At 52.7% G+C, this 22,295-nt stretch carries 24 protein-coding genes; 9 read left to right on the top strand and 15 right to left on the bottom strand.

Annotated elements, in window-relative coordinates; genetic code table 11:
• Positions 1 to 15: 15 nt before the first annotated feature.
• On the bottom strand, positions 16 to 984 hold the full coding sequence (locus tag K0I63_RS08130; RefSeq protein WP_258406972.1) for a DNA ligase: 969 nt from the start codon (positions 982 to 984) through the stop codon (positions 16 to 18).
• Positions 985 to 1,189: 205 nt separating this feature from the next.
• On the opposite strand from K0I63_RS08130, the gene K0I63_RS08125 reads away from it, so the two are divergent.
• The gene (locus K0I63_RS08125) at positions 1,190 to 1,561 is read left to right on the top strand and encodes a diacylglycerol kinase (RefSeq protein WP_220083089.1); all 372 of its coding nucleotides are present in this window, start codon (positions 1,190 to 1,192) and stop codon (positions 1,559 to 1,561) included.
• Between the two features lie 249 nt (positions 1,562 to 1,810).
• Positions 1,811 to 2,683, top strand: coding sequence for a DUF481 domain-containing protein (locus K0I63_RS08120; protein ID WP_434086798.1), 873 nt, complete (start codon positions 1,811 to 1,813; stop codon positions 2,681 to 2,683).
• Positions 2,684 to 2,793: 110 nt separating this feature from the next.
• Here the strand turns inward: K0I63_RS08120 and K0I63_RS08115 are convergent, their stop codons facing one another.
• Positions 2,794 to 4,020 carry a nucleoside recognition domain-containing protein gene (locus K0I63_RS08115; RefSeq protein ID WP_011865383.1) on the bottom strand — a complete coding sequence of 409 codons (1,227 nt, stop codon included), beginning with the start codon at positions 4,018 to 4,020 and terminating at the stop codon, positions 2,794 to 2,796.
• 88 nt (positions 4,021 to 4,108) lie between these two features.
• On the opposite strand from K0I63_RS08115, the gene rsmF reads away from it, so the two are divergent.
• On the top strand, positions 4,109 to 5,569 hold the full coding sequence (gene rsmF / locus K0I63_RS08110) for a 16S rRNA (cytosine(1407)-C(5))-methyltransferase RsmF (RefSeq protein ID WP_220083087.1): 1,461 nt from the start codon (positions 4,109 to 4,111) through the stop codon (positions 5,567 to 5,569).
• A gap of 359 nt (positions 5,570 to 5,928) precedes the next feature.
• On the opposite strand, the gene K0I63_RS08105 is transcribed toward rsmF, so the two are convergent.
• The 9 genes from K0I63_RS08105 to apbC are packed head-to-tail and all read right to left on the bottom strand — an operon-like array spanning position 5,929 to position 12,865.
• A complete protein-coding gene (locus K0I63_RS08105) occupies positions 5,929 to 6,717 on the bottom strand; it encodes a TatD family hydrolase (RefSeq protein ID WP_220044906.1) in 789 nt (262 codons plus the stop codon).
• Positions 6,718 to 6,761: 44 nt separating this feature from the next.
• Positions 6,762 to 7,088, bottom strand: a complete 327-nt coding sequence (locus K0I63_RS08100; protein ID WP_011865380.1) for a PilZ domain-containing protein — start codon at positions 7,086 to 7,088, stop codon at positions 6,762 to 6,764.
• 6 nt (positions 7,089 to 7,094) lie between these two features.
• A complete protein-coding gene (gene holB, locus K0I63_RS08095) occupies positions 7,095 to 8,030 on the bottom strand; it encodes a DNA polymerase III subunit delta' (protein WP_434086792.1) in 936 nt (311 codons plus the stop codon).
• Positions 8,027 to 8,659: a dTMP kinase gene (tmk, locus tag K0I63_RS08090; protein ID WP_220044905.1), complete on the bottom strand. Its 633-nt coding sequence runs from the start codon at positions 8,657 to 8,659 to the stop codon at positions 8,027 to 8,029. The genes holB and tmk overlap by 4 nt, the downstream gene beginning before the upstream one ends.
• Positions 8,656 to 9,663 (bottom strand): endolytic transglycosylase MltG, encoded by a 1,008-nt coding sequence (mltG, locus tag K0I63_RS08085; protein WP_220083086.1) that lies wholly within the window; start codon positions 9,661 to 9,663, stop codon positions 8,656 to 8,658. Before mltG ends, tmk begins: the two co-directional genes overlap by 4 nt.
• Positions 9,660 to 10,496: an aminodeoxychorismate lyase gene (gene pabC / locus K0I63_RS08080; protein WP_258406970.1), complete on the bottom strand. Its 837-nt coding sequence runs from the start codon at positions 10,494 to 10,496 to the stop codon at positions 9,660 to 9,662. The genes mltG and pabC overlap by 4 nt, the downstream gene beginning before the upstream one ends.
• Entirely contained in the window at positions 10,493 to 11,077 is a 585-nt protein-coding gene (gene dcd / locus K0I63_RS08075) for a dCTP deaminase (protein ID WP_220083085.1), read from the bottom strand. The genes pabC and dcd overlap by 4 nt, the downstream gene beginning before the upstream one ends.
• 27 nt (positions 11,078 to 11,104) lie before the next feature.
• Positions 11,105 to 11,740 (bottom strand): uridine kinase, encoded by a 636-nt coding sequence (gene udk / locus K0I63_RS08070; protein ID WP_011865374.1) that lies wholly within the window; start codon positions 11,738 to 11,740, stop codon positions 11,105 to 11,107.
• Between the two features lie 12 nt (positions 11,741 to 11,752).
• Positions 11,753 to 12,865 carry an iron-sulfur cluster carrier protein ApbC gene (gene apbC, locus K0I63_RS08065; protein ID WP_220044902.1) on the bottom strand — a complete coding sequence of 371 codons (1,113 nt, stop codon included), beginning with the start codon at positions 12,863 to 12,865 and terminating at the stop codon, positions 11,753 to 11,755.
• A 159-nt stretch (positions 12,866 to 13,024) separates the two neighbouring features.
• Here apbC and metG point away from each other — a divergent pair, with 159 nt between their 5' ends.
• Positions 13,025 to 15,046, top strand: coding sequence for a methionine--tRNA ligase (gene metG, locus K0I63_RS08060; protein WP_220083084.1), 2,022 nt, complete (start codon positions 13,025 to 13,027; stop codon positions 15,044 to 15,046).
• A 98-nt stretch (positions 15,047 to 15,144) separates the two neighbouring features.
• Here metG and K0I63_RS08055 read toward each other — a convergent pair whose 3' ends face one another.
• A complete protein-coding gene (locus K0I63_RS08055) occupies positions 15,145 to 15,897 on the bottom strand; it encodes a Nif3-like dinuclear metal center hexameric protein (protein WP_220083083.1) in 753 nt (250 codons plus the stop codon).
• 211 nt (positions 15,898 to 16,108) lie between these two features.
• Here K0I63_RS08055 and K0I63_RS08050 point away from each other — a divergent pair, with 211 nt between their 5' ends.
• A complete protein-coding gene (locus K0I63_RS08050; protein WP_220083082.1) occupies positions 16,109 to 16,468 on the top strand; it encodes a hypothetical protein in 360 nt (119 codons plus the stop codon).
• A 261-nt stretch (positions 16,469 to 16,729) separates the two neighbouring features.
• On the opposite strand, the gene K0I63_RS08045 is transcribed toward K0I63_RS08050, so the two are convergent.
• Complete coding sequence (locus tag K0I63_RS08045; protein ID WP_220083081.1) at positions 16,730 to 17,221, bottom strand: outer membrane lipoprotein; 492 nt, start codon at positions 17,219 to 17,221, stop codon at positions 16,730 to 16,732.
• A gap of 52 nt (positions 17,222 to 17,273) precedes the next feature.
• Between K0I63_RS08045 and aat the strand changes: the two genes are divergently transcribed.
• From aat to infA, 3 genes are all read left to right on the top strand, one after another.
• Positions 17,274 to 17,984 carry a leucyl/phenylalanyl-tRNA--protein transferase gene (gene aat / locus K0I63_RS08040; RefSeq protein ID WP_220083080.1) on the top strand — a complete coding sequence of 237 codons (711 nt, stop codon included), beginning with the start codon at positions 17,274 to 17,276 and terminating at the stop codon, positions 17,982 to 17,984.
• Entirely contained in the window at positions 17,974 to 18,678 is a 705-nt protein-coding gene (locus K0I63_RS08035) for an arginyltransferase (protein WP_220083079.1), read from the top strand. The genes aat and K0I63_RS08035 overlap by 11 nt, the downstream gene beginning before the upstream one ends.
• Positions 18,679 to 18,808: 130 nt before the next feature.
• Entirely contained in the window at positions 18,809 to 19,027 is a 219-nt protein-coding gene (gene infA, locus K0I63_RS08030) for a translation initiation factor IF-1 (protein ID WP_011865366.1), read from the top strand.
• Between the two features lie 156 nt (positions 19,028 to 19,183).
• Here infA and clpA read toward each other — a convergent pair whose 3' ends face one another.
• On the bottom strand, positions 19,184 to 21,442 hold the full coding sequence (gene clpA, locus K0I63_RS08025) for an ATP-dependent Clp protease ATP-binding subunit ClpA (protein WP_220083078.1): 2,259 nt from the start codon (positions 21,440 to 21,442) through the stop codon (positions 19,184 to 19,186).
• Positions 21,443 to 21,477: 35 nt separating this feature from the next.
• A complete protein-coding gene (gene clpS / locus K0I63_RS08020; RefSeq protein WP_011865364.1) occupies positions 21,478 to 21,786 on the bottom strand; it encodes an ATP-dependent Clp protease adapter ClpS in 309 nt (102 codons plus the stop codon).
• Between the two features lie 244 nt (positions 21,787 to 22,030).
• Here clpS and cspD point away from each other — a divergent pair, with 244 nt between their 5' ends.
• Positions 22,031 to 22,237, top strand: a complete 207-nt coding sequence (gene cspD, locus K0I63_RS08015; protein ID WP_011865363.1) for a cold shock domain-containing protein CspD — start codon at positions 22,031 to 22,033, stop codon at positions 22,235 to 22,237.
• Positions 22,238 to 22,295 lie beyond the last annotated feature (58 nt).

Below are 22,295 nucleotides of genomic sequence, written 5' to 3'. Positions count from 1 at the left end.
ACTTAATTAGCGTTCTTACAAGGGCTCCCGTACCCGCATAAAGCTGGCAAATCTGGGCACACCATTGTGGGTGAGGCCATAATACTTGTAGGTAACCGTGCTGCCAATGGCCGGAGGATGCCGGCGCTGCTCATCGCTGAATCCTGTGCCTAACTTAAAACGTATGCCTTCATTTGTTTCGACCTCTAGGGCGCCCATCATTCCTCTATACTTGCCCTTCCCCTCGAAGTAAGCGATAACCTTGGCCTCTGCATCTTGATAGCGTTTGAGTTTTACCAGGTCACCGTTACGCCCGGCCAGGTAGTGTGCAGCCTGGTGATGCAGCATCAGTCCTTCGGCGCCTTGAGCCACCCACTCATCCAAGGCGGCGTTCAGCGCCTGACTGTCTTGAATTCGCCACTGAGGAATAATTTGCAGGAAAGGTGACAAATTTGCGTAGCGTTTAATGGCGAGGGCATAGCGCTCAGCAAAGGGCTTATCAATAGTGGGGTAATCGAAGACCATAAATTGAACGGCGCGCCAACGCTCAGGGTCGGCGTCTTTATCACGCACCAGAGCTGAGATCGCCTCAAACTGCTGGCGAGCAATCCACAGCTCGCCATCTAAGGGCTCCGTGGGAAAGCCCTTGATAAACCAAGCCGGAAGCCTAATAACCTGTCCCGAGCGGGTTAGCATACGTTCTCCCGTCCAGCGACCTCTGACGCCATCGAACTTTTCGCTCACCAAATACTCTGATATAGGTCGGTCGGCCTCGAGACTCCCGGCCAACTGTATGCCCGGGAGTCGTTGTGCTGGCTCAAGCGGTTCTGTTTTTAGCTGTTCTGGCGTCAGCTGATTAGCCTCAACAACTACTGCCTTGGGCGGCTCAGCTGGCTTATTCGACTCGATTAACTCGAGCGACTCGGCGGCCGTTGCAGCAGGCGAGAGCCAACTCAGGAGTAGAGCAATACTCCCAATAACCATAGGGCGAGTAGAACACAACATAGCTCCTCCTTGAGCAACTGAATGATAGCTAAGCGTTAAGTTTAGCCCAAAGCCCCTCATGCAGATGTTATGGAGGTAACTAGAGTGTTATACTAGCGCCCAAATTGTAACTCGCCAGCCTGCATCAGAGAATGGCAGGCTGAGACAGTAAAACGACACAAACAAAATCGACCCTAACGAAATCGAACAAACGAAATGGACACCTATGAAACCGGAAAATAACCACGGCATTAAACGTATCTTCAGAGCGACAGGTTTCTCTATGCAAGGCCTTAAACTTGCTTGGCAATCTGAGGCGGCCTTTCGCCAAGAGTTGATCTTGGTCCTCTTCATGCTGCCCATCGCCCTGCTGGTAGACGTGCCTATGGTTGAGCGCATCCTGCTCATCATGACGCTGATGATAGTCTTGATCGTCGAGCTGCTTAATTCGGCCATCGAGGCGGTGGTCGACCGTATCGGTCACGAGATCCATCCCCTAAGCGGACAGGCAAAAGATATCGCCTCGGCGGCCGTCTTTATCGCCCTGGCCCTGTGTGGCATCACCTGGCTACTGATCCTCTGGCCACTGGTTTTCTAACCCGCTACCAGCTTGAATACCAGGCTCTCGATACACAATCGGGAGCCTTTTTATTTCTGTAATCCAGCTCCCAATATCAACAAAAACGCCGCAACCTTGACATTTTTTGATACAAATCATTCACAATTTTAAATATCCTGCTAGAATGATAACGTAGTAAAAAAGTCTTACTAAATAAATCAATAACTTATAATAATTATTAGTTGATAGAGGTTGTAGTTAGTGATTAAGTCGGTCGCCATATTTAGCTTGGGTCTCTTTAGTTCTTCGGTTTTCGCCGCTGGAGCTGCCAATTCCTATTCGGTGTCTGCACCGGTAGAACCCAGCGAGGTCATGCTAAAAATCGGCGGTTTCTACTCCAACTCTAACTCCAGCATGGATGTCACCAACCCGGTTCAGGGTAATAATTTCAGGCTTGATTTCGAAGAAGACTTGGCATTGGAAGAATCGCAGTTTCTGCCTTTTTTCGAGGCCAGCTACCACTTCAACTCGCGTCACAGCATCTATTTCGACTGGAAACAGCTGCACCGCAACGCCGAAGTACAAAAGCTTACCGTACCGTTTCAGGTCACCCTAGACGATCAGGTTTACGATATTCAATCAGGCGGTCGTCTGGAGACCACCCTCAATATCGACATAGCCCGTCTGGGCTATGGCTATAACTTCTATCAAGGGAATAACTTCAATCTTGGCCTGTCCCTGGGTGTACACACTATGTTTATCAAGACCGCGTTTGACGGTGACATAGGTGTCTGTGCTAAGGGCGAGACGCTACAGCAATGCGCACAAACCGCCACGCCAAGATTTGTCGATGAAGAGGTCACGGCGCCTCTGCCGGACGTCGGCCTGTATGGCGACTATGAGTTCAGCCCAGGCTTCAAGTTCAACGCTCACGCACAGTATTTCTACATCAAGCTCGATGATATCAAGGGCAGCCTGGTCGATATCCGCGCCGGTGTCGAAGCCGAGATCACCAAGAACTGGCACATGTCGGCCGCCTTTAACTACTACAAGGTCGACGTTGACTTTAAACACAGTGTCTCAGATCAGCTTAACGTGGCAGATTATAACCTGTATTACAGCTTTATCGGCCCTATGCTGTCGGTAAGCTATCGTTTCTAAGCTTCACAATTTCTTCCGTTGAAGGCCGTTAGGATATTCCCCCTAGCGGCCTACTTGTGTCACTAATTCCCGCTTGGCAAGTCGCCAGCCTTGCTGCCTGCATACGCCGATCAACCATAGAACTGATAACAGACCCAGATCGCGGCGCAGATCCCGGCAAAATCCGCGCTTAAGCCGCACACCAGGGCATGACGACCATTACGTATCCCCACGGCGCCGAAATAGACCGCCAGCACATAGAAGGTGGTCTCGGTACTCCCCTGCACCACGGCTGCTAAGCGACCGGCGAAGGAGTCGACCCCATAATGCTGCATCGTCTCCAGCATCATGGCGCGGGCGCCCGAGCCGCTGAAGGGCTTCATCAAGGCCGTTGGCAAGGCATCGACAAACCGGGTATCTCCCCCGACCAGATTCACCAGGGCGGCGATAACCCCTAGCAGATAGTCGAGCGCGCCCGAGGCGCGTAGCAAGGCGATGGCCAGTAGCATGGCAAGCAGATAAGGGATCAGCTGCACCGCCTGCGTAAAGCCCTCCTTGGCGCCGCCGACAAACTCATCATAAACAGCCACCTTACGCAATCCTGCCACCAGAATGAAGCTGAAGATCAGCAGCACCAAGATGCCGTTGCCAAGCGCCGTCGAAAACTCACCTATGGCAGAAACGGTTAAAGTGCCCAGATAAAATACTAGGGCAGATACCGCCGCCAGCATCAAGGCCGCATATCCCAGCAAAACACTATTGAGCAGTGAGATACGCTGATAGATGGCCACCACTAATACGCCCACCAGAGTCGAGGCCGTGGTCGCCAGCAAGATAGGCAGAAAGATATCCGCCGGCGACTCGGCGCCTTGCTGGGCGCGGTAGAGAAAGACGGTGACTGGCACTAAGGTGACCGAAGAGGTGTTGAGCACCAAAAAAAGGATCTGCGCATTGGTAGCCACACTCTTCACCGGATTCAGGCTCTGCAGATCCTGCATCGCCTTGAGCCCTAGCGGCGTGGCGGCATTATCTAACCCCAGCACATTGGCGGTCAGGTTCATGGTAACGCTGCCAAAGGCGGGGTGTCCCCGTGGCACCTCTGGCATCAAACGGCTGAGTAAAGGCTCAAACAGACGGGCAAAGAGGCCCACCACACCCGCCTTCTCTCCCACTCGCATCAAGCCCATCCATAGGGAAAGCACGCCTATCAGCCCCAAAGCAATTTCGGCGGCCAACTTGGCACTGGCAAACAGGGCATCGACCACGGCTGAGAGGATCTGCCACTGCCCCTGAAACAGACTGATGGCGATTGCGACTAAGGCGGTGACAAAAAAGGCAAACCAAACGCGATTTAACACCCGAGACTCCTTTCACCCCAAGCTTTGCTCAAGGCCCGATAATGGATGTGATATACTGGCGACTAACAATATCTCTATTCTGTTACCTATGGTTCAACTAAATCAAAATTTTATCAATAGCATAGCGAAAGATATGCCGGATCATCTCTCGATGGATGAATTTATCAGCTATTGTGCCAAGCCTTTACGCCCCTCCATCCGGGTCAACACCCTGAAGATAACGACCGCTGACTTTATCACCCTAATGAGTGCCAAAGGCTGGCAGTTTGAACCTGTGCCCTGGTGCGAGGACGGCTTCTGGGTCAAGATGGATGACTCGGTGCAACTGGGTAACACGGTAGAGCATATTCAGGGGCTGTTTTATATTCAGGAAGCCAGCTCCATGCTGCCGCCTAAGGCACTGTTTCCCGAGCCGATAGAAGATGCGACCTCCCTCACCTTGCTGGATATGGCCTCGGCGCCGGGCTCTAAGACCACTCAGCTTGCCGCCATGATGAACAACCAAGGCTTGTTGGTTGCCAACGAATATTCCTCCAGCCGGGTCAAGGTACTACACGCCAACGTGCAGCGCATGGGCGCCAGCAATCTCGCCCTCACCCACTTTGATGCCAGAGTGTTTGGCGAGTATCTGTTCGAGAGCTTCGATGCCATACTGCTCGACGCCCCCTGCGGCGGTGAAGGCACCGTACGTAAAGACCCCGACGCCCTCAAGCATTGGGACGAGGCTGAGATAGAGGCCATTGCCAGCGTACAGCGCGACCTGATTGAATCGGCCTTTCTCGCGTTAAAGCCGGGCGGCAGTTTGGTCTATTCCACCTGTACCCTCAATCGCCGCGAAAATCAGGACGTCTGCCTGCACCTCAAGGCTACCTATGGCGATGCAGTGCAGTTTGAATCCCTTGCCGAGCTCTTCCCCGGCTCCGAAAAGGCCTGCACCAGCGAAGGCTTCCTCCATGTCTGGCCACAGATCTTCGACAGCGAAGGCTTCTTCATCGCCAAGCTAACCAAGCTCGCCGCGGTGCCAAGAGACAGCGAAGAGCCACGCAAGCAGAAGAACTTCCCCTTTACCCCAATCAACAAGAAATCTCGCCAGGCCCTCTGCGACTACTTCGATACCAGCTTCGGCATCAATCTCGATGGTCAGGGGATTTTGATGCAAAGAGACGATGAGTATTGGCTGTTCCCGACTAATGTCGAGCCGCTTATCGGTAAGATCCGTTTTCAGCGGATCGGCCTCAAGCTGGCCGACGCCCTGAAGAAAGGCTTTAAGCCTAGACACGAGGCCGTAATGGCGCTGGCCGACAGGTCACGAGGCATCCCGCTTGATGAGGCTCAGGCAATTCAATACCTGATGGGACGTGACATCGGCTTAGCCACCAAAGAGAAGCCCCAAGGCGAGCGGCTGGTCAGCTACCAGGGCGCCCACTTAGGCCTAGTGAAACACCTGGGCAATAAGCTTAAAAACAGCCTGCCCAGAGACTTGGTGCGGGATAAAATCTGCTCTTCTTCGGCGATTGCAGTGGATCAGCAAGCTACGGGTGCAGACTAAAGCAAAAGCCACTGAATTAACGTCAGCGGCCACATATTAACATTTTGTTACATTTTAATCTGAGATTTGCCTAGACGAGCCCGGCAGTGAGGTGGAGTTTGACTACACTAAAAGCCTGAGATGAAATTCGAGGCAATCTCAAACAGTAGCGCACGGCTCTGCAAAGAGCCATTCCCCTAGACCCAGAACAATTGGAATAGTTTTGGGTCTTTTTTTATCTGCTTCTCTTGGCTTGTTGGATAAGCCTATTCTTCGCAGCATTACTTAAACGCTTTACTCAGCGGCATTTCTCAATGCCGCCAAATATGCTAATACGCTAAATATGCCAAGTACCGTGAACCTGTATCACTCAACAGCCTTTAGGCTTTCACTAACTTAGCCGCATCTTTGAACAGCCTGAAGAAGTTATCCCCGGTATACTCTGCCAGTTCTTCATACTTTTCGCCGCGCAGCTCGGCCACAAATTCCGCCACATCCCGAACAAACGCAGGTTGGTTCTCTTCGCCGCGATGAGGCACAGGCGCGAGATACGGCGCATCGGTTTCCACCAGTAGCCTGTCCTTTGGCACCTTGCGGATAACAGAGCGCAGCTCACCGGCATTCTTAAAGGTCACAATGCCAGACACAGAGATATAGAAGCCTAGGTCGATGGCGGCCTTGGCCATCTCCCAGTTCTCGGTGAAGCAGTGCAGCACACCGCCCACCTTGTCCGCGTTACCCGCTTTCAGCATGGCGATGGTATCTTCACGGGCATCACGGGTATGGACGATCAACGGCTTATCTACCTCGACCGCCAGGGCGATCTGCTGCTCGAAACATTGCTGTTGTAGCGTCTTGGTCTCGCCCGAGTAGTAATAATCCAGGCCTGTCTCACCGATGGCGACCACCTTAGGATCTTGCAGATAGCTGTGCAGCTGAGCTGTATCTAGCCCCTCCTGCACATCCAGCGGGTGTACGCCCGCCGACAGGAACACCTGGTCGAAGGCTGCCATTTTCGCCTGCATAGAGGCAAAACCTTGCTGGCGCACATTGACGCACAGGAAATACTCCACGCCGCGCTCCTTGGCTTGAGTCAGCAAGGTCTTCAATGAATCTTGATCGGGCGCCGCCTTGAGGCGATCGAGATGGCAATGGGAATCGATAAGCACGCAAAAATCCTAAGTCACAACAAAAGGAGCGAAAGGATAGCTATCTACATGGTACAGGTCAAATCGCCTGAGGCCAGTTCGCGGGAAAGTAGGTTTTCGATATGATGTTTGTGGGTCTGGGCGTCGGTGATTATCTTCACCCCAATCCCCGCCGGTCGGCCACCGGATGCCCCCAGAGGATTGATCCACACCACCAGGCCCTGAAACTCATGACGCACGGTCGAGCCCGGTAGTTGATAGGCGATGGTAAGCTCCTGCCCTAGATAATGGCTTTCGGTAGTCGCCACAAACAAGCCCGCGGGCTGTATGAAGGGCATGTAGGCTCTATATAGCTGATGTAATGTATCAAAATTAACCACGAGATCGACCATATTATTTTAACTTGTTGTTAGCGACTGATACTCTAAGATAAACGCCTGAAAAACGGCCATAAAATTCACATTAGGCATCATACTCAGGCTATGATACGTCTCCATAACCTTGGCTGCAAATTTTGTTATCTTGATGTTAATTAATGCATCAGCATTTTTCTGCTTCACCAGTTTTTGTCGCAGGACAACATACAAAACCTTAAGTGCATCAGAAACTTGCTTTTCATCTATATTAGTTAAGTTAGCACACAGGTGCCCAGACGACAAACTTTGCACCCAGGCTTTTCTGAGGCCGATCAAGCCCTCATAGCGACCGTCATTTAAGGCAGTGAGCAGATCGACAGGGCCGCCGACAACCGGCAGACACCAGGTCACGTCACTTGTTAGGTTAAACTGCGCCGCCAGCCATTCCTGCACCGCCTCGCGACTCGGCAGCTGGCAATGCAGGCGCTGACAACGACTGCTTATGGTAGCCATCAAACGACTGGGGGTATCACTCTGTAGCAACAAGAGGGTCTCTCTGCCCGGCTCTTCCAGGGTCTTCAACAGGGCGTTGGCCGCCGCGGTGTTGAGTCGCTCACAGTTTTTAATCACAGCGACCCGCCTGCCCCCTTGCTGGGCGGTGGCGGTCAACTTCTGACACAGCTCCCTGACTTGATCTACCTTGATCTGATTGCCGTCGGCCTCCAGCTGATAGCAATCTGGATGGTTACCGGCGATAAACAGCTGACAGCTCTTACAGACTCCGCAGGCGCCATTGGCCCTCGGCGCCATACACAGACTGGCCTGAGCCAAGGTATTGGCAAGTTGCATGCCGCCATAGCCTTGGTGGATCCCCAACAGATAGGCGTGGCCCTGCTGGCCAGATATCAGCTGACTACAGAAAGCCTCACGAGCCGGGGTTAACCAAGGTAGATCCATCATAGACTCCGCGATTGTCATGACCAGTCTTGTCGTTGCAAGACGGCCAAGATCTCTTTATGCACCTGCGCCATCGTCTGGCTGGCATCGATCACCACGATAGACTCGTCGCGCGCCGCCAGCTGCAGATAAGTTGCCCTGGCACGCTCGAAGAAACTCAACGCCTGCTGCTCGATTCTATCCAGGGCGCCCCTGTCTCTGGCGCGCTGCAAGCCAAGCTGAGGATCGATATCCAAGTATAGGGTCAGATCGGGTTTAAAATCTTTCAGGGTCGCGTTACTCACCGCCTCGACCAGCGGCATGAGTTGACGCCCGCCCCCCTGGTAGGCCAGAGATGAGAGGTTGTGACGATCGCCCAGCACCCAGTTACCCTGAGCCAAGGCAGGTTTTATCACGTTAGCCACCAGCTGCGCTCTGGCCGCATAGATGAGCAAACATTCGGACTCATCACACAGGGGATCGTTAGGGTCGGCAATCTTTACCAGATCCCTAATGCGCTCGGCCAGCGGCGTGCCGCCTGGTTCACGGGTGCACACGGGCGGAACGCCGTTATGTTTCTCGATAAAATCTCTCACCAGGGCGATGGCACTCGACTTGCCTGCCCCTTCCAATCCTTCGATAACGATAAATTTCGCGCTGTTTTGCTTCATCGATTTCTCTGATACTTGTCTACAGCACGGTTGTGCTCGGTTAATGTTTTAGAAAATATATGGCTGCCGTCATTCTTCGACACGAAGTAGAGGTAGTCGACATCGGCCGGACGCGCCGCCGCCATAAGGGATGCACCGCTCGGCGCGGCTATGGGCGTCGGCGTCAGGCCATGAATACGATAGGTGTTGTAGGGCGTCTGCTCACGCAGGTCTTTGCGGGTAATATTGCCCTGGTAACGCTCACCCATGCCATAGATCACAGTAGGATCTGTCTGCAGACGCATCCCCTTGCGCAATCTATTGGTAAAGACCGCCGAGATCCAGGGGCGCTCGCTGGCCTTGCCTGTCTCCTTCTCGATAATCGATGCCATGGTCAGCAGCTCATAGGGACTCTTGAGCGGTATGCTCTGGTCGCGCTCCCGCCAGGCCCTGTCTAGCTCCTGCTGCATCTTCTGATAGCTCTGCTGCAGAATCACCTTGACGGAATCGCCATTGCCATAATGGTAGGTGTCGGGATAGAACTTACCCTCGGGCAGCTTAGAGTCATCGCCATTGTCTTGAAGCACCTCCAGGAAGGCGCCCTCCTGCCACTTCAGGCGCGGTAATTGCCTGAGCTGCTCGCGCCACTCTTTGATGCTCTGCCCTTCGACCAGGGTCACGGTAAAGACCATCTCTTTTCCTTGACGTAGCTTTTCGAGCAGCTCGACCACAGTGTCATTGGGAGTGAGTTGATACAGACCGCTGCGGATCTTTGCAAGCTCGGGGCGCAGCTTAACCAGCAGCTTAAGCTTCCAAAGCTCATCCACGGCACCGGTTTGTGCCAAGGTGTTCGCCATCTGTGAAAAGGAGGTACCACGCGCCACCTCAAACTCGACGGGGGCATCGAGCTTAAGCGGCATCTGGCCGTAACTCACCACGCTCTGATAGACCCAATACAGGCCAATCGCGCTCAAGATTAATAGGCTAAAGAGTGCGGTCAGCACGCCTTTGATCAGTTTTTTCATAATATTATTTTTAGATCGTGTAGCAATTGGGTTAGCAGAGGGCTATGGCCGAATGAGTGCTTAGCTATGCCGTTCACGGGCACAGCGCCAAACAGGCTGTTGCTGGCCAGAACATGGTCAAAATGCGTGAGTTCATTGGGCGAGACGCGGCGCACCTCGAGAGTAAACCCAGCCTCGACAAACCAGAGCAGCAACTGCTCGCGCATCACACCAGCCACCCCAGCCTGATCCAGACTCGGCGTAACTAGGGTACGGCCCTTTATAAAGATGAGGTTGGCCATGGAGGCCTCGATAATGTTACCGGCCGTGTCGCAGACCAGCCAATCATCGAATCCGTCATCTAACTTGTGTGTGCGGATCAGCACCTGCTCGAGACGATTAAGGTGTTTCATTCCCGCCAACAGCGGCTGCTGGCCGAGCGTCACCGGACTTAGTTGCAACTTGATGCCAGCAGCTTGCCACTGACGGTAATGCGCCGGGATCTCATGCAGCGACAACGCACAAGTCTGCGTAGGTGTTTGCGGCGGCATATAACCGCGTCCGCCACTGCCGCGGCTTACTAGTAACTTAAGGCAATAATCTTGGGAAAACTGTTTGGCACCCAGCTCACAGGCCTCTGCCATTTGCTCGCTCAGCACAGCGGAATCTGGCAGCGGGAAGCCAAGGCGATGAGCCCCTTGAGCCAATCGAAGCAGGTGACTCTCGATGAAGAGTACCTCAGCGCCTCGACAGCGCATGGTGGCAAACAGGCCATCGCCGTAGGCCAGTCCCCTGTCGAATGCCGAAACACTTGCTGCTTGTTCACCATTTACCCAGATAGTCTGCGACATCATTTGTCCTGACTGATCCGACTGGCAACGGCTTCTTGTTGATCCCTGTACTTAGCACTCTTGCGCTGATTGTAGGGGCGCGCCACGGGCGAGCTTAGCCGCTCGAAGTTGAGGGCGCCTATGGTCATCATGGGCTTCAAGGCCAGGGGAAGCTTGCCGCTGTTGAAGAACTCGAGCACTATCTTTCCCTGCCAACCGGGATCGATGCGATGGGCCGTGACATGCACCATGAGCCCTAACCTTGCCAGAGAAGAACGGCCATCCAACCAGCCGACGATATCGGCCGGCAGGGTCAGACTCTCATGGGTGACGGCCAGTGCGAGCTCGCCGGGATGGAGGAAAAACGCTTCCCCTTCGGGGATCACTATCTTATCGCTCATCACACGATCCAGGGCCGCCTGCACCTCGCTGCTGGGGCCACTGAGATCGATATAGGGCGCCGTATGGTCTTGAAATACGCGGAACTGATTACCGAGTTTCACATCGACGCTGACGCCACTGATGGCCTCGGCATCGGGACGGGGATCGATGACAATACTCCCCTCCTCTAAACATGCTGCTATCTCTAAATCCGTTAAACGCATCCCAGCCTAACTCCCCATATCAAGCGACTATTTTGCTAAAAGGTGTTGAATTCTAGCCTTTAATATATCGGTTGCGATGCGGTTTTTACCACCACGCGGCACGATAATATCGGCATATTGCTTAGAAGGATCGATAAATTGCAGGAACATAGGACGCACTGTCTGAGTGTACTGCTGCATCACAGACTCCATGGTACGGCCACGCTCGGCCACATCGCGGGTCAGGCGGCGCATGAAGCAGATGTCCAGTGGCGTGTCCATGAAGACGCTCGCATCCATCTGCTCGCGCAGGTTAGGATCTGTCAGTAGCAAGATCCCCTCGAGGATGATCACCTTCTTAGGTGTCATGGTGACTGTCTCGGCCATACGGGTATGCTCGGTATAGCTGTATTGAGGGATCTCCACCGCTTCGCCATTTTTCAGGGCGCTGAGGTGTTCACACAGCAGCTGATGATCCAGCGCCTTTGGGTGATCGTAATTGGTTAGCACACGCTGATCCATCGACAGATGCCCCTGATCTTTATAGTAGGCATCCTCGGCGATAACCCCTATCTGATCTGTGCCCAGATCACGGCATAGCTCCTCGAAAATCGTCTTCGCGATTAGGCTCTTACCCGATGCCGATGCCCCTGCGATACCAATTATGACACATTGCGAATTCATGCTTTGTAAACCTTACTCATCATCTGAAATTGAAATAGATACGACACTCTGTGTCTGGCTCAGGGCAAGCTGCGCCCCCACCTTTCTGGCGATCTCCTTATACAACAAGGCCACCTGGCTCTCGCCATCCGCCACGACGGTCGGCGTGCCTTTATCCACATCCTCGCGGATATTCAGTTGCAGCGGTAGCTGCCCCAAAAGCGGTACATTGTAGCGCGCAGCCATCTTAAGGCCGCCATCTTCACCGAAAAGATGCTCCTTATGACCACAGTCGCTACAGATATGGAAACTCATGTTCTCGACGATACCCAGCACAGGAATGTTCACCTTCTGGAACATGCTGATCCCCTTCTTGGCATCGGCCAGGGCGATATCTTGCGGGGTGGTGACCACCACGGCGCCGCTTACCGGCACCTTCTGCGACAGGGTCAGCTGAATGTCGCCTGTGCCTGGTGGCATGTCGATCACCAGGTAATCCAGCTCGGGCCACAGGGTCTCATTTAACAGCTGCGCCAAAGCGCCAGCCGCCATAGGGCCGCGCCATACGGCAGCTTCGTCACCACTAACGATAAAACCGATAGACTGAGCGGCGATACCGTGAGCCTCGGCCGCGGTCATCATCTTGCCGTCCGGTGAGACAGGGTTAAAGTTGGGTACGCCCAGCATGAGCGGAATCGAGGGGCCGTAGATATCGGCATCGAGAATCCCCACCTTTGCGCCTTCGGCCGCTAATGCTAGCGCCAGGTTGACCGAGGTGGTCGACTTACCCACGCCGCCCTTACCCGAGGCAACGGCAATTACCTGTTTGACGTTTGGTAGCGGCTCGACCGCACCGGCCGAAATCACCGCAGGCTGGAAATCGATTTCGCACTCGACTTCATCTATGGCATCGAGCACCGCCAGCTTATTGGTGATCGCCATGACGGTATCGCGATACTGGCTCTGACAGGGGTAGGGATAACACAGCCCCAGCTGCAATCGCTTGCCTTCAATATCTAGCTTGGTCACGCAACCTGCGCTCACCAGACCTTGCATTAAATAGGGGTCTTGATGGGCATCTAAAATAGCCAAAACCGGACCGAGCAGATCATCATGAAGATGATAATTCTGAGACGCTGAAGACAAAACGACTACCTCCAAAAATAAATTTGGCTAAGTGTATCAGAAAAACTCCTCATATTCGGATAGATTTAGTTCACTTAAAGCAGCTTTTGATGAAACTTTAGCGATGATCGGTTAGTATCTATGCCATTCTTTTTGGGCACTTACTGATTTAGAGACAAGATGGCAACTTCACAACGTAAAATTCTCGTGACCAGCGCACTTCCGTACGCCAATGGCCCCATTCATTTAGGTCACATGCTTGAATATATTCAAACCGATATCTGGGCGCGTTTTCAAAAGCTACGCGGCCACGAATGTCACTATATCTGTGCAGACGATGCCCACGGCACGCCCATCATGCTTAAGGCGCAGCAGCTCGGCATGGCGCCAGAAGAGATGATCGCTCAGGTACAGAAAGAGCATCAGCAGGATTTTGCCGACTTTAATATTCAGTTCGATAATTTCCACAGCACCCACAGCGACGAAAACCGTGAGCTGGCGAGCGAGATCTATCTCAAGCTTCGCGATGGCGGCTATATCAAGTCTAAGACCATCTCTCAGCTGTTCGATCCAGAAAAGTCTATGTTCCTGCCAGATCGCTTCGTTAAGGGCACCTGTCCTAAGTGTAAGTCAGTGGATCAATATGGCGACAACTGCGACAGCTGCGGCGCGACCTACAGCCCGACGGATCTAATCGATCCTAAGTCGGCGGTATCCGGTGCCACACCTGTGATGAAGGAGACAGAACACTTCTTCTTCGACCTACCCGCCTTCGAAGAGATGTTGAAAGAGTGGACCCGTTCAGGTTCGCTACAACAAGAGATGGCCAACAAGCTGGGCGAGTGGTTCGAACAGGGCCTGCAGCAGTGGGACATTACCCGTGATGCGCCTTACTTCGGCTTCGAGATCCCTGATGCACCGGGTAAATTCTTCTACGTCTGGCTAGATGCGCCTATCGGCTACATGGGCTCGTTCAAGAACCTGTGCAACAAGCGCGGCGACCTTAACTTCGACGAGTTCTGGGCAAAAGACTCAACCGCCGAGGTATACCACTTCATCGGTAAAGATATCGTCTACTTCCATAGCCTGTTCTGGCCTGCCATGCTAGAAGGCGCGGGATTCCGTAAGCCAAACAGCGTCTATGCCCACGGCTATGTGACAGTAAATGGCGCCAAGATGTCAAAATCTAAAGGCACCTTCATCAAGGCCAGAACCTATCTGGATAACTTAAATCCTGAGTACCTGCGTTACTACTACGCGGCGAAGCTCAGCAGCCGTATCGACGATCTCGACCTTAACCTGGAAGACTTCGCCCAGCGCGTCAACTCAGATCTCGTGGGTAAACTGGTTAACCTCGCCTCTCGCACCGCAGGCTTCATCAGCAAGCGTTTCGACGGCAAGCTGGCCAAGGTTGCCGACACCAGCCTGGCCGAGACCTTCCTCGCCAAGGCAGATGCCATCGCCGAGTTTTACGAGACCCGTGAATTTGGTAAGGCGATGCGCGAGATCATGGCCCTGGCCGATATCGCCAACGCCTTTGTCGCCGATGCCGCCCCATGGCAGCTGGTGAAAGAGGAAGATAAGCAAGAGGAAGCCCATCAGGTATGTAGTAACGCGCTGAACCTGTTCCGCATCCTGGTGACCTACCTCAAGCCTGTCCTGCCTAAGCTGGCCCAGGATGTGGAGGCCTTCCTACAACTTGAGCTGACCTGGGATGACCTGGCAAAAGATCTAAGCGGTCACGAAATCGCACCGTTCAAGGCACTGATGCAACGTGTCGAGATGAAGAACATCGAAGCCATTATCGAAGCATCGACCGAGAACCTGCAGGTAGCCGAGGCGCCTAAGAGCCAGCTGGATCTCGATCCTATCAGCGAAGAGATCAGCTTCGACGACTTCGCCAAGTTAGATCTGCGTATCGCCCGTATCGCCAAGGCGGAACATGTGCCTGAAGCCAACAAGCTGCTTAAGCTGCAGCTGGACCTAGGTGGCGAGACTAAGCAGGTGTTTGCCGGCATCAAGTCTGCCTATGCCCCAGAAGATCTGGAAGGCAAGCTGACCGTAATGGTCGCTAACCTGGCACCGCGTAAGATGCGTTTCGGCATGTCTGAAGGCATGGTGCTTGCGGCCGGTCCTGGTAAAAAAGATCTGTGGATCCTAGAGCCACATGAAGGTGCCCAACCTGGCATGCGCGTGAAATAAACCGCTATGCTCGGCACTCAGCCGAGATGACACAAAAAAGGCCGCTAACTAGCGGCCTTTTCTTTTAGATACTCGAGTCAGCTTTAACAATCGATTCGTTACACCGGATTGTCGATATCCACGAAATGGTGAGTCAGACCAAACTCACTGGCCAAATGCTCGCCCAATGCCTTGATGCCAAATCTTTCCGTGGCGTGATGACCCGCAGCAAAGTAGTGAATATCCTGCTCGACTGCGCTATGGAAGGTACGCTCAGACACCTCGCCACTGATAAAGGCATCGACGCCCAAATCCACGGCAATATCTATGTAGTCTTGCGCCCCGCCGCTGCACCAGGCTAGGCGATGAATCGGCTTGTCGCTCTCACCTAGGTGTAATGCCTGACGGCCCAGAACGCCCGCCAAGTGCTCGGCAAACGCACTCGGCGCCATAGGCTCATCGAGACGCCCCTGCCACACCAGCCCCTGGGCAACCCCCTCCACCGACTCGGTATCTATGATCCCAAGCTCTCGCGCCAACTCGGCGTTGTTCCCCAGCATAGGATGACCATCGAGCGGCAGATGATAACCATAGAGGTTGATATCATTATTGATCAATGACTTGATGCGACGATACTTCATCCCTGTGATGGTCTCAGGCTCACCCTTCCAGAAGAAACCATGATGCACCAGCAAGGCATCGGCATCTAGCTCAACCGCCCTGTCGATCAATGCCTGACAGGCGGTCACCCCGGTGACAATCGTCTTAATTCGCTCCTTGCCCTCGACCTGTAACCCGTTGGGGGCATAATCCTTGTAGCTGCCTACCTGCAGAAATTCCGTGAGGTATCGAGTCAATGCTGTGCGATTCATCTAAGCTCCTCATATGAATCAGATAACTTTGGCCATTCCAGCGCTCAAGGGCTGAAAAAATGACCGTGACGATAGCGCCTAGTTTAGCCATATCTGGGCCTCAGTTCATAGAAATACGTTGAATTTCTGTGAAAATTGGACAATTCAGGCGTTTCAGCTATAAAATTAGGCCAAACCTTCAATTACACATTAAAAGAAATAGGTTAATACTATGTCAAAGTTGACCAAAGAAGAGGTGATCAGCACACTCGAGGCTGCATTGAGCAAGGCGCAGGGTAAGAGCGTTACCATCGAGCAAAAAGGAAGCTGGTACAAGATCGATGGTGGTAAATCTCTTCGTTTTAGTGATTTAGAAGCCATGTTGGCTGAACAAGGTGAGCAAGCACCTGCTGCTAAGGCTCCTGCAAAAGCGGAAAAACCTAAGGCAGCGCCTAAGAAAGCCGCACCTGCGAAAGTAGCCAAGCCTAAAGCAGAGGCGAAAGCCAGCAAATCAACCTCTGGTGGCATGACACCGAAAGAGCTTTGGCGTGCAAAGCTGGCGGGTAAAGGACAACTTCCCCGCGGCTTCTAATCAAGCCACTTATCGTTATAAGAACGTATCGTCATAAAAAAGGAGCCCCATGGTTCCTTTTTTGTTGAAAACGCTATATGTCGAGTTGCAGTACAATTATACCAATCACAGTAAGTAAGTGATCAGAAATAGCGCAGGAAAAACGTTCGAGAACAAGGCATGATTTTTGATAAGTAGTTATTCTACAGTCAAAAATAATAACACGGTTATCGGACGTTTTAACAAGCTAGCATGATCAGTTATTTACTACGATTGGTATTACTACATCGCCAGGTCGACTCGCACGCCCCCCTGCAGGTAGACCACGCGCACCTCATCATCGACGTTGAAAATCATGCCGGGATCCAGGTCTTGAATCACCATTACCTCCCGACCGTCTTCATAACGTATCATCAGCTCCACCAGCTTCAACTGCTGATAGTAATCGCCGCCCGCATTATGGCCTATGCCGCCACCAATGAGGGCCCCCAATACTGTGGCAACGTCCTGACCGCTACCGCCACCAAACTGATGCCCTATGACGCCACCTATCAAGGCGCCACCAAATGTGCGCCAGCCCTGGTTACGATCTTCCACTAACTGAGTCTGGGTAATGTTACGTACCGAGGTCACATAACCATACTCTACCTTCTCGACGGGAACGGCTTGATTGCGCTCGTAGGCGGCACTGACACCAGCACTCAGGCCCAGGCTGGAAAGCAAGATAAAAACTGACCAAATAAAGCGAAAGAGGCGGGGGGTAGGTTTCAACATAAGAGGTTTTCCGCTAACTTATAAAGAGGCCGATAACTAATTTTACTCAATTGTGAACTCACTGTCCTATTTAAATCATGAGCTGGCAAAGTTCCCTTCGCCGGAGTTTGCCCTAACCGATCCAAACGGACTCTTGGCCATCGGCGGCGATCTACACCCTAAGCGTCTGCTCAACGCTTATTATGAGGGGATCTTCCCCTGGTTTAATGAAAACGACCCAATCCTCTGGTGGTCCCCCGACCCCCGCGCCGTGTTTGTGCCCGGTTCACTCAAGGTCAGTCGCAGCCTGAAGCGCGATATCAAACGCCGTCAGTGGCGCTTCAGCGTCAATCGCGCCTTTAACAGCGTGATCGAGCACTGCGCCCTCACCCGCCAAAGCAAGGAGGGTACCTGGATCACCTTAGAGATACAGCAGGCCTATAAGGCACTACACCAGTACAACAAGGCCCACTCGATTGAGGTATGGGATGGCGATAAACTGATTGGCGGCCTCTATGGGGTGGCCATCGGCCAGGTATTTTGCGGCGAGTCCATGTTTCACCTCCAGAGCAATGCCTCCAAGGCAGCCATGGTCATGCTACACCAACACCTGCTATCACACAGATACCGGCTGATCGACGCCCAGGTCATGAATCCTCATCTGGCATCCCTGGGGGCCAAGGCATTAAAGCGAGCGGATTTCATCAAACTATTGAAGCGTTTTCGCGATATCGAGGTCGCCAGCGACGCCTGGCACCCACAAGAGGTGCAGATTGAACTCTAGATCCGACACCATACAGGTGGGTATGACACATACCTTCGACTGCAGCTACCTGCCGGGCAAGCAGGAACAACTGTTAGTGCTGCAGGAGGAGTCTCTCGACCTCACCCTGTTTGAGAAGCTCTTGGCCTTGGGTTTTCGCCGCAGCGGTGAGACCATCTATAAGCCACATTGCCCCCACTGCCAGGCCTGCCTGCCGATACGTATTCCGGTGGAACTATTTATGCCGTCACGACGGCAGAAACGCACCCTGAAACAGAATCAGGATGTTAGCTGGCGCCTGGTCGACAACTGCACCGACGAGCACTACGCGCTCTATGACAGGTACATCAAGGCGCGCCACCACGATGGTCCCATGTATCCCCCCTCACGAGAGCAATACGATCATTTCGTGCAGTGCAGCTGGCATCCACCGAAGCTGCTCGAACTGCGGCTCGAGGGTGAGCTAATAGGCGTAGCGGTCACTGACGTGTTGCCAAACAGCCTGTCGGCCATCTACAGCTTCTTTGCTCCCGAGCTGGATAAACGCTCTCTGGGCTCCTTTATGATTCTATTGCAGTGCGATCTCGCCAGGCAGATGCACAAGGCGCATGTCTATCTGGGCTATCAGATCCATGAGTCTCGTAAGATGAATTACAAGACCGCCTACCATCCCTACGAGATATTGACCGCAAATGGTTGGCAACGCAGTGAATAAGCACGCTTAATTAGAAAAAATAAAGCAAACAGATATTTGCCCAGATAACGAACACCTCTTTACAGAAGCGCTAATTTGCGGCATGATACGCCCGTTTTTAATATTTGAAGGCTAACAGGATAACTGATTAATGGCGAAAGAAGACAACATTGAGATGCAAGGCACTATTCTTGAAACCTTGCCAAATACAATGTTTCGAGTAGAGCTAGAGAATGGTCACGTAGTAATCGCCCATATCTCAGGCAAAATGCGTAAAAACTACATCCGTATTCTAACGGGTGATAAGGTCACAGTTCAGCTGACCCCTTATGATTTGAGCAAAGGGCGCATCGTCTTCCGTTCACGCTAATCGTTAGCTTGCGAATAATAAAAACCGGCAGTGCCGGTTTTTTTGTTCCTAATCGATAGCGACAATGGCAGAGACTGGCACCTACGCAGGATCTGACACATAGTCCAAATCATGAAAAAAGGCTGCATCTGCAGCCTTTTTTATTACGTCAGAGTATTACGCCTGTGTCAGCCGCTCAGACTGTTCAATCTTGATGGTCAGCTTATCACCGTCGACATCCACATGGGCAACACCGCCCTTCTCCAGCTTACCGAAGAGGATCTCATCGGCAAGTGGTCGTTTGATCATCTCGGTGACCACTCGGGCCATAGGCCTTGCCCCCATCGCCTTATCATAGCCCTTCTCGGCCAGTAAGGTTCTGGCGTCATCGCTCACATCCAGCACCACAGATTTCTCATCCAGTTGCGCCTGCAGCTCGACCAGGAACTTGTCGACCACCTTGGCAATGACCGTCATATCCAAATGGTTGAACCAGATGATCTCATCCAAGCGGTTTCTGAACTCGGGCGAGAAGACGCGGTTGATCTCAGACAAAGCGTCCTGGCTGTGATCTTGCTGCTTGAAGCCGATGGATTTACGCACCGTCTCCTGCACGCCCGCATTGGTGGTCATAACCAGGGTCACGTGCCTAAAGTCCGCCTTGCGACCATTGTTGTCGGTCAAGGTACCGTGGTCCATCACCTGCAGCAGCAGGTTATAGACATCGGGGTGGGCTTTTTCGATCTCATCGAGCAGCACCACGCAATGTGGGTTCTTGATCACCGCATCGGTTAACAGGCCCCCCTGATCGTAGCCAACATAGCCTGGCGGCGCACCGATAAGGCGAGACACAGTATGACTCTCCATATACTCGGACATATCGAAACGCACCAGCTTGAGGCTGAGACAAGATGCCAGCTGACTGGTGACCTCTGTCTTACCCACACCGGTCGGACCGGCAAACAGGAAGCTACCCACAGGCTTGTGGGCGCCGCTGAGGCCAGAGCGTGACAGGCGAATCGCCGAGCTTAGGGCTTCGATAGCCTTATCCTGGCCAAACACCACCATCTTGAGATTACGCTCGAGATTCTTCAGCATATCCTTATCGGTGGCCGATACCGTCTTCTCTGGGATCCGCGCCATCTTAGCTATGATAGACTCAATCTCCGCCTGACCTATGGTCTTCTTGCGCTTGCTCGCCGGCTGCATCGCCATGCGCGCGCCCGCCTCGTCGATCACATCGATCGCCTTGTCGGGAAGATGTCTGTCGTTGATATGCTTATCCGCCAGACGCGCCGCCACCGACAAGGCCGCCATGGTATAGCGCACGCCGTGGTGCTCCTCATACTTACTCTTGAGGCCCTGCAGGATCTTGGTGGTCTCCGCCACCGACGGCTCGTTGATATCCACCTTCTGGAAACGTCTGGCCAGGGCGCGATCTTTCTCGAAGATGCTCTGATACTCCTGGAAGGTGGTCGAGCCCATGCAGCGCAGGTGACCGCTAGAGAGCAGCGGTTTGAGCAAGTTAGACGCGTCCATCACGCCACCAGATGCCGCTCCCGCGCCAATAATGGTGTGGATCTCATCGATGAACAAGATGGCGTGTTTATCTTGCGAAAGCTCCTTGAGCAGACTCTTAAAGCGTTTCTCAAAGTCGCCACGATATTTGGTGCCCGCCAGCAAGGCGCCGAGATCCAGCGAGTAGACTGTGGCATCGGCCATCACCTCTGGAACCTCGTCGTTGACGATGCGATAGGCAAGCCCCTCAGCAATCGCCGTCTTACCGACGCCCGCCTCACCCACCAATAGCGGGTTATTCTTGCGGCGTCGGCAGAGGATCTGAATCGAGCGTTCTATCTCATCGGAGCGGCCGATCAGGGGATCGATATTGCCCTTACGGGCCTCTTCGTTGAGATTGGCGGTAAATTGCGACAGCTTGCTGCGCTCTTCCGATTCGCTGTGATCTTCAATCTGTTCGGGTTCCTGAGCATTATCCAGCTCATCACGTGACACGCCGTGGGAGATGTAGTTCACCACATCTAGGCGGGTGATCTCACCGTTACGCAGCAGATAAACCGCCTGAGACTCCTGCTCGCTGAAAATGGCCACCAAGACGTTGGCACCCGTCACCTCGTTGCGACCCGAGGATTGCACATGAAAGACGGCGCGCTGCAGCACGCGCTGAAAACCTAAGGTAGGCTGGGTTTCTCTGTCGTCGTTGGGATCGCTGATGATAGGTGTGGTCTGTTCGATGAAACTCGACACCTCTTCTCTTAACTTATCGAGGTTTGCACCGCAGGCGAGCAGCGCCTCTTGAGCCGCAGGATTATCGATTAACGCCAATAGCAGATGCTCTACGGTCATGTATTCGTGTCGCGCGTCTCTGGCTTGTTGGAACGCCAGATTCAAGGTGACCTCTAAATCTTTATTTAACATAAGCACCCCCTAAAATAATCACAAAACTTCGATATTCAGGCTTTCTCTAATGAACACAGTAACGGATGTTGGTTTTGTCTTGCAAACTGATTTACTTGTGCGACCTTGGTTTCTGCAATGCCGAAAGGGAAAACGCCGCAAATTCCCTTACCCTGGTGATGAATCGCCAACATGATATCTGTGGCTTCTTGTTCATTTTTATTAAAAAAGAGTTGTAACACCTCGATGACAAAGTCCATCGGGGTATAGTCATCGTTGTTTAAGATCACTTTGTACATCGAAGGCGGCATGAGTTCAGTTTCCGCGCGCTCTTCGATATGCTCAATATTACCTACTTTACCCATATTTCAATATTAGCCTCTAGTTTTGGCTTCTTCCAAAAGTTGCTGACCACCCGGGATAAACCTGTTACTCATCCGACCATTAGAACCAATTGCTGACGAATTTAGCGTAAATGTTGCCTTTTTGTTAAATTGGTCTTGACATCCGCTTTTACTGGTTTCATTCTGTTCATCGAGCGGTGAATTTACCCCGCCTCATAAGTTTTACTATCTTACTGGTCAGTAAACAACAGAAGGAAGTGGAAGTATGGCAAACGGAACTGTGAAATGGTTCAACAACGCCAAAGGATTCGGGTTTATCTGCCCTGAAGCTGGTGGTGAAGACGTTTTCGCACACTATTCTACCATTGAAATGGAAGGCTATCGAACTCTAAAAGCAGGCCAATCAGTCCAATTCGAGGTGGAACAGGGGCCTAAAGGGATGCACGCGTCAGCGATATCGCCCACTAAATAGTGGGTCAAAAAAACAAAAAAGGCAGGGTGATCCCTGCCTTTTTTATTGCTGATTTTTA

Origin of the sequence: Shewanella rhizosphaerae (genome assembly GCF_019457655.1) — a bacterium.
In the GTDB taxonomy this organism is placed as follows: domain Bacteria; phylum Pseudomonadota; class Gammaproteobacteria; order Enterobacterales; family Shewanellaceae; genus Shewanella; species Shewanella loihica.
This window is presented reverse-complemented; position numbering and strand designations above follow the sequence as displayed.

Excerpts from the sequence above, each read along its gene's own strand:
- metG (WP_220083084.1), top strand. The coding sequence starts at position 13,025 with ATGGCAACTTCACAACGTAAAATTCTCGTGACCAGCGCACTTCCGTAC.
- infA (WP_011865366.1), top strand. The coding sequence starts at position 18,809 with ATGGCGAAAGAAGACAACATTGAGATGCAAGGCACTATTCTTGAAACC.
- K0I63_RS08100 (WP_011865380.1), bottom strand. The coding sequence starts at position 7,088 with ATGGTCGATCTCGTGGTTAATTTTGATACATTACATCAGCTATATAGA.
- clpA (WP_220083078.1), bottom strand. The coding sequence starts at position 21,442 with ATGTTAAATAAAGATTTAGAGGTCACCTTGAATCTGGCGTTCCAACAA.
- K0I63_RS08050 (WP_220083082.1), top strand. The coding sequence starts at position 16,109 with ATGTCAAAGTTGACCAAAGAAGAGGTGATCAGCACACTCGAGGCTGCA.
- cspD (WP_011865363.1), top strand. The coding sequence starts at position 22,031 with ATGGCAAACGGAACTGTGAAATGGTTCAACAACGCCAAAGGATTCGGG.
- dcd (WP_220083085.1), bottom strand. The coding sequence starts at position 11,077 with ATGCGTTTAACGGATTTAGAGATAGCAGCATGTTTAGAGGAGGGGAGT.
- mltG (WP_220083086.1), bottom strand. The coding sequence starts at position 9,663 with ATGAAAAAACTGATCAAAGGCGTGCTGACCGCACTCTTTAGCCTATTA.
- K0I63_RS08055 (WP_220083083.1), bottom strand. The coding sequence starts at position 15,897 with ATGAATCGCACAGCATTGACTCGATACCTCACGGAATTTCTGCAGGTA.
- tmk (WP_220044905.1), bottom strand. The coding sequence starts at position 8,659 with ATGAAGCAAAACAGCGCGAAATTTATCGTTATCGAAGGATTGGAAGGG.
- clpS (WP_011865364.1), bottom strand. The coding sequence starts at position 21,786 with ATGGGTAAAGTAGGTAATATTGAGCATATCGAAGAGCGCGCGGAAACT.
- K0I63_RS08125 (WP_220083089.1), top strand. The coding sequence starts at position 1,190 with ATGAAACCGGAAAATAACCACGGCATTAAACGTATCTTCAGAGCGACA.
- udk (WP_011865374.1), bottom strand. The coding sequence starts at position 11,740 with ATGAATTCGCAATGTGTCATAATTGGTATCGCAGGGGCATCGGCATCG.
- K0I63_RS08130 (WP_258406972.1), bottom strand. The coding sequence starts at position 984 with ATGTTGTGTTCTACTCGCCCTATGGTTATTGGGAGTATTGCTCTACTC.
- pabC (WP_258406970.1), bottom strand. The coding sequence starts at position 10,496 with ATGATGTCGCAGACTATCTGGGTAAATGGTGAACAAGCAGCAAGTGTT.
- K0I63_RS08045 (WP_220083081.1), bottom strand. The coding sequence starts at position 17,221 with ATGTTGAAACCTACCCCCCGCCTCTTTCGCTTTATTTGGTCAGTTTTT.
- rsmF (WP_220083087.1), top strand. The coding sequence starts at position 4,109 with ATGGTTCAACTAAATCAAAATTTTATCAATAGCATAGCGAAAGATATG.
- holB (WP_434086792.1), bottom strand. The coding sequence starts at position 8,030 with ATGACAATCGCGGAGTCTATGATGGATCTACCTTGGTTAACCCCGGCT.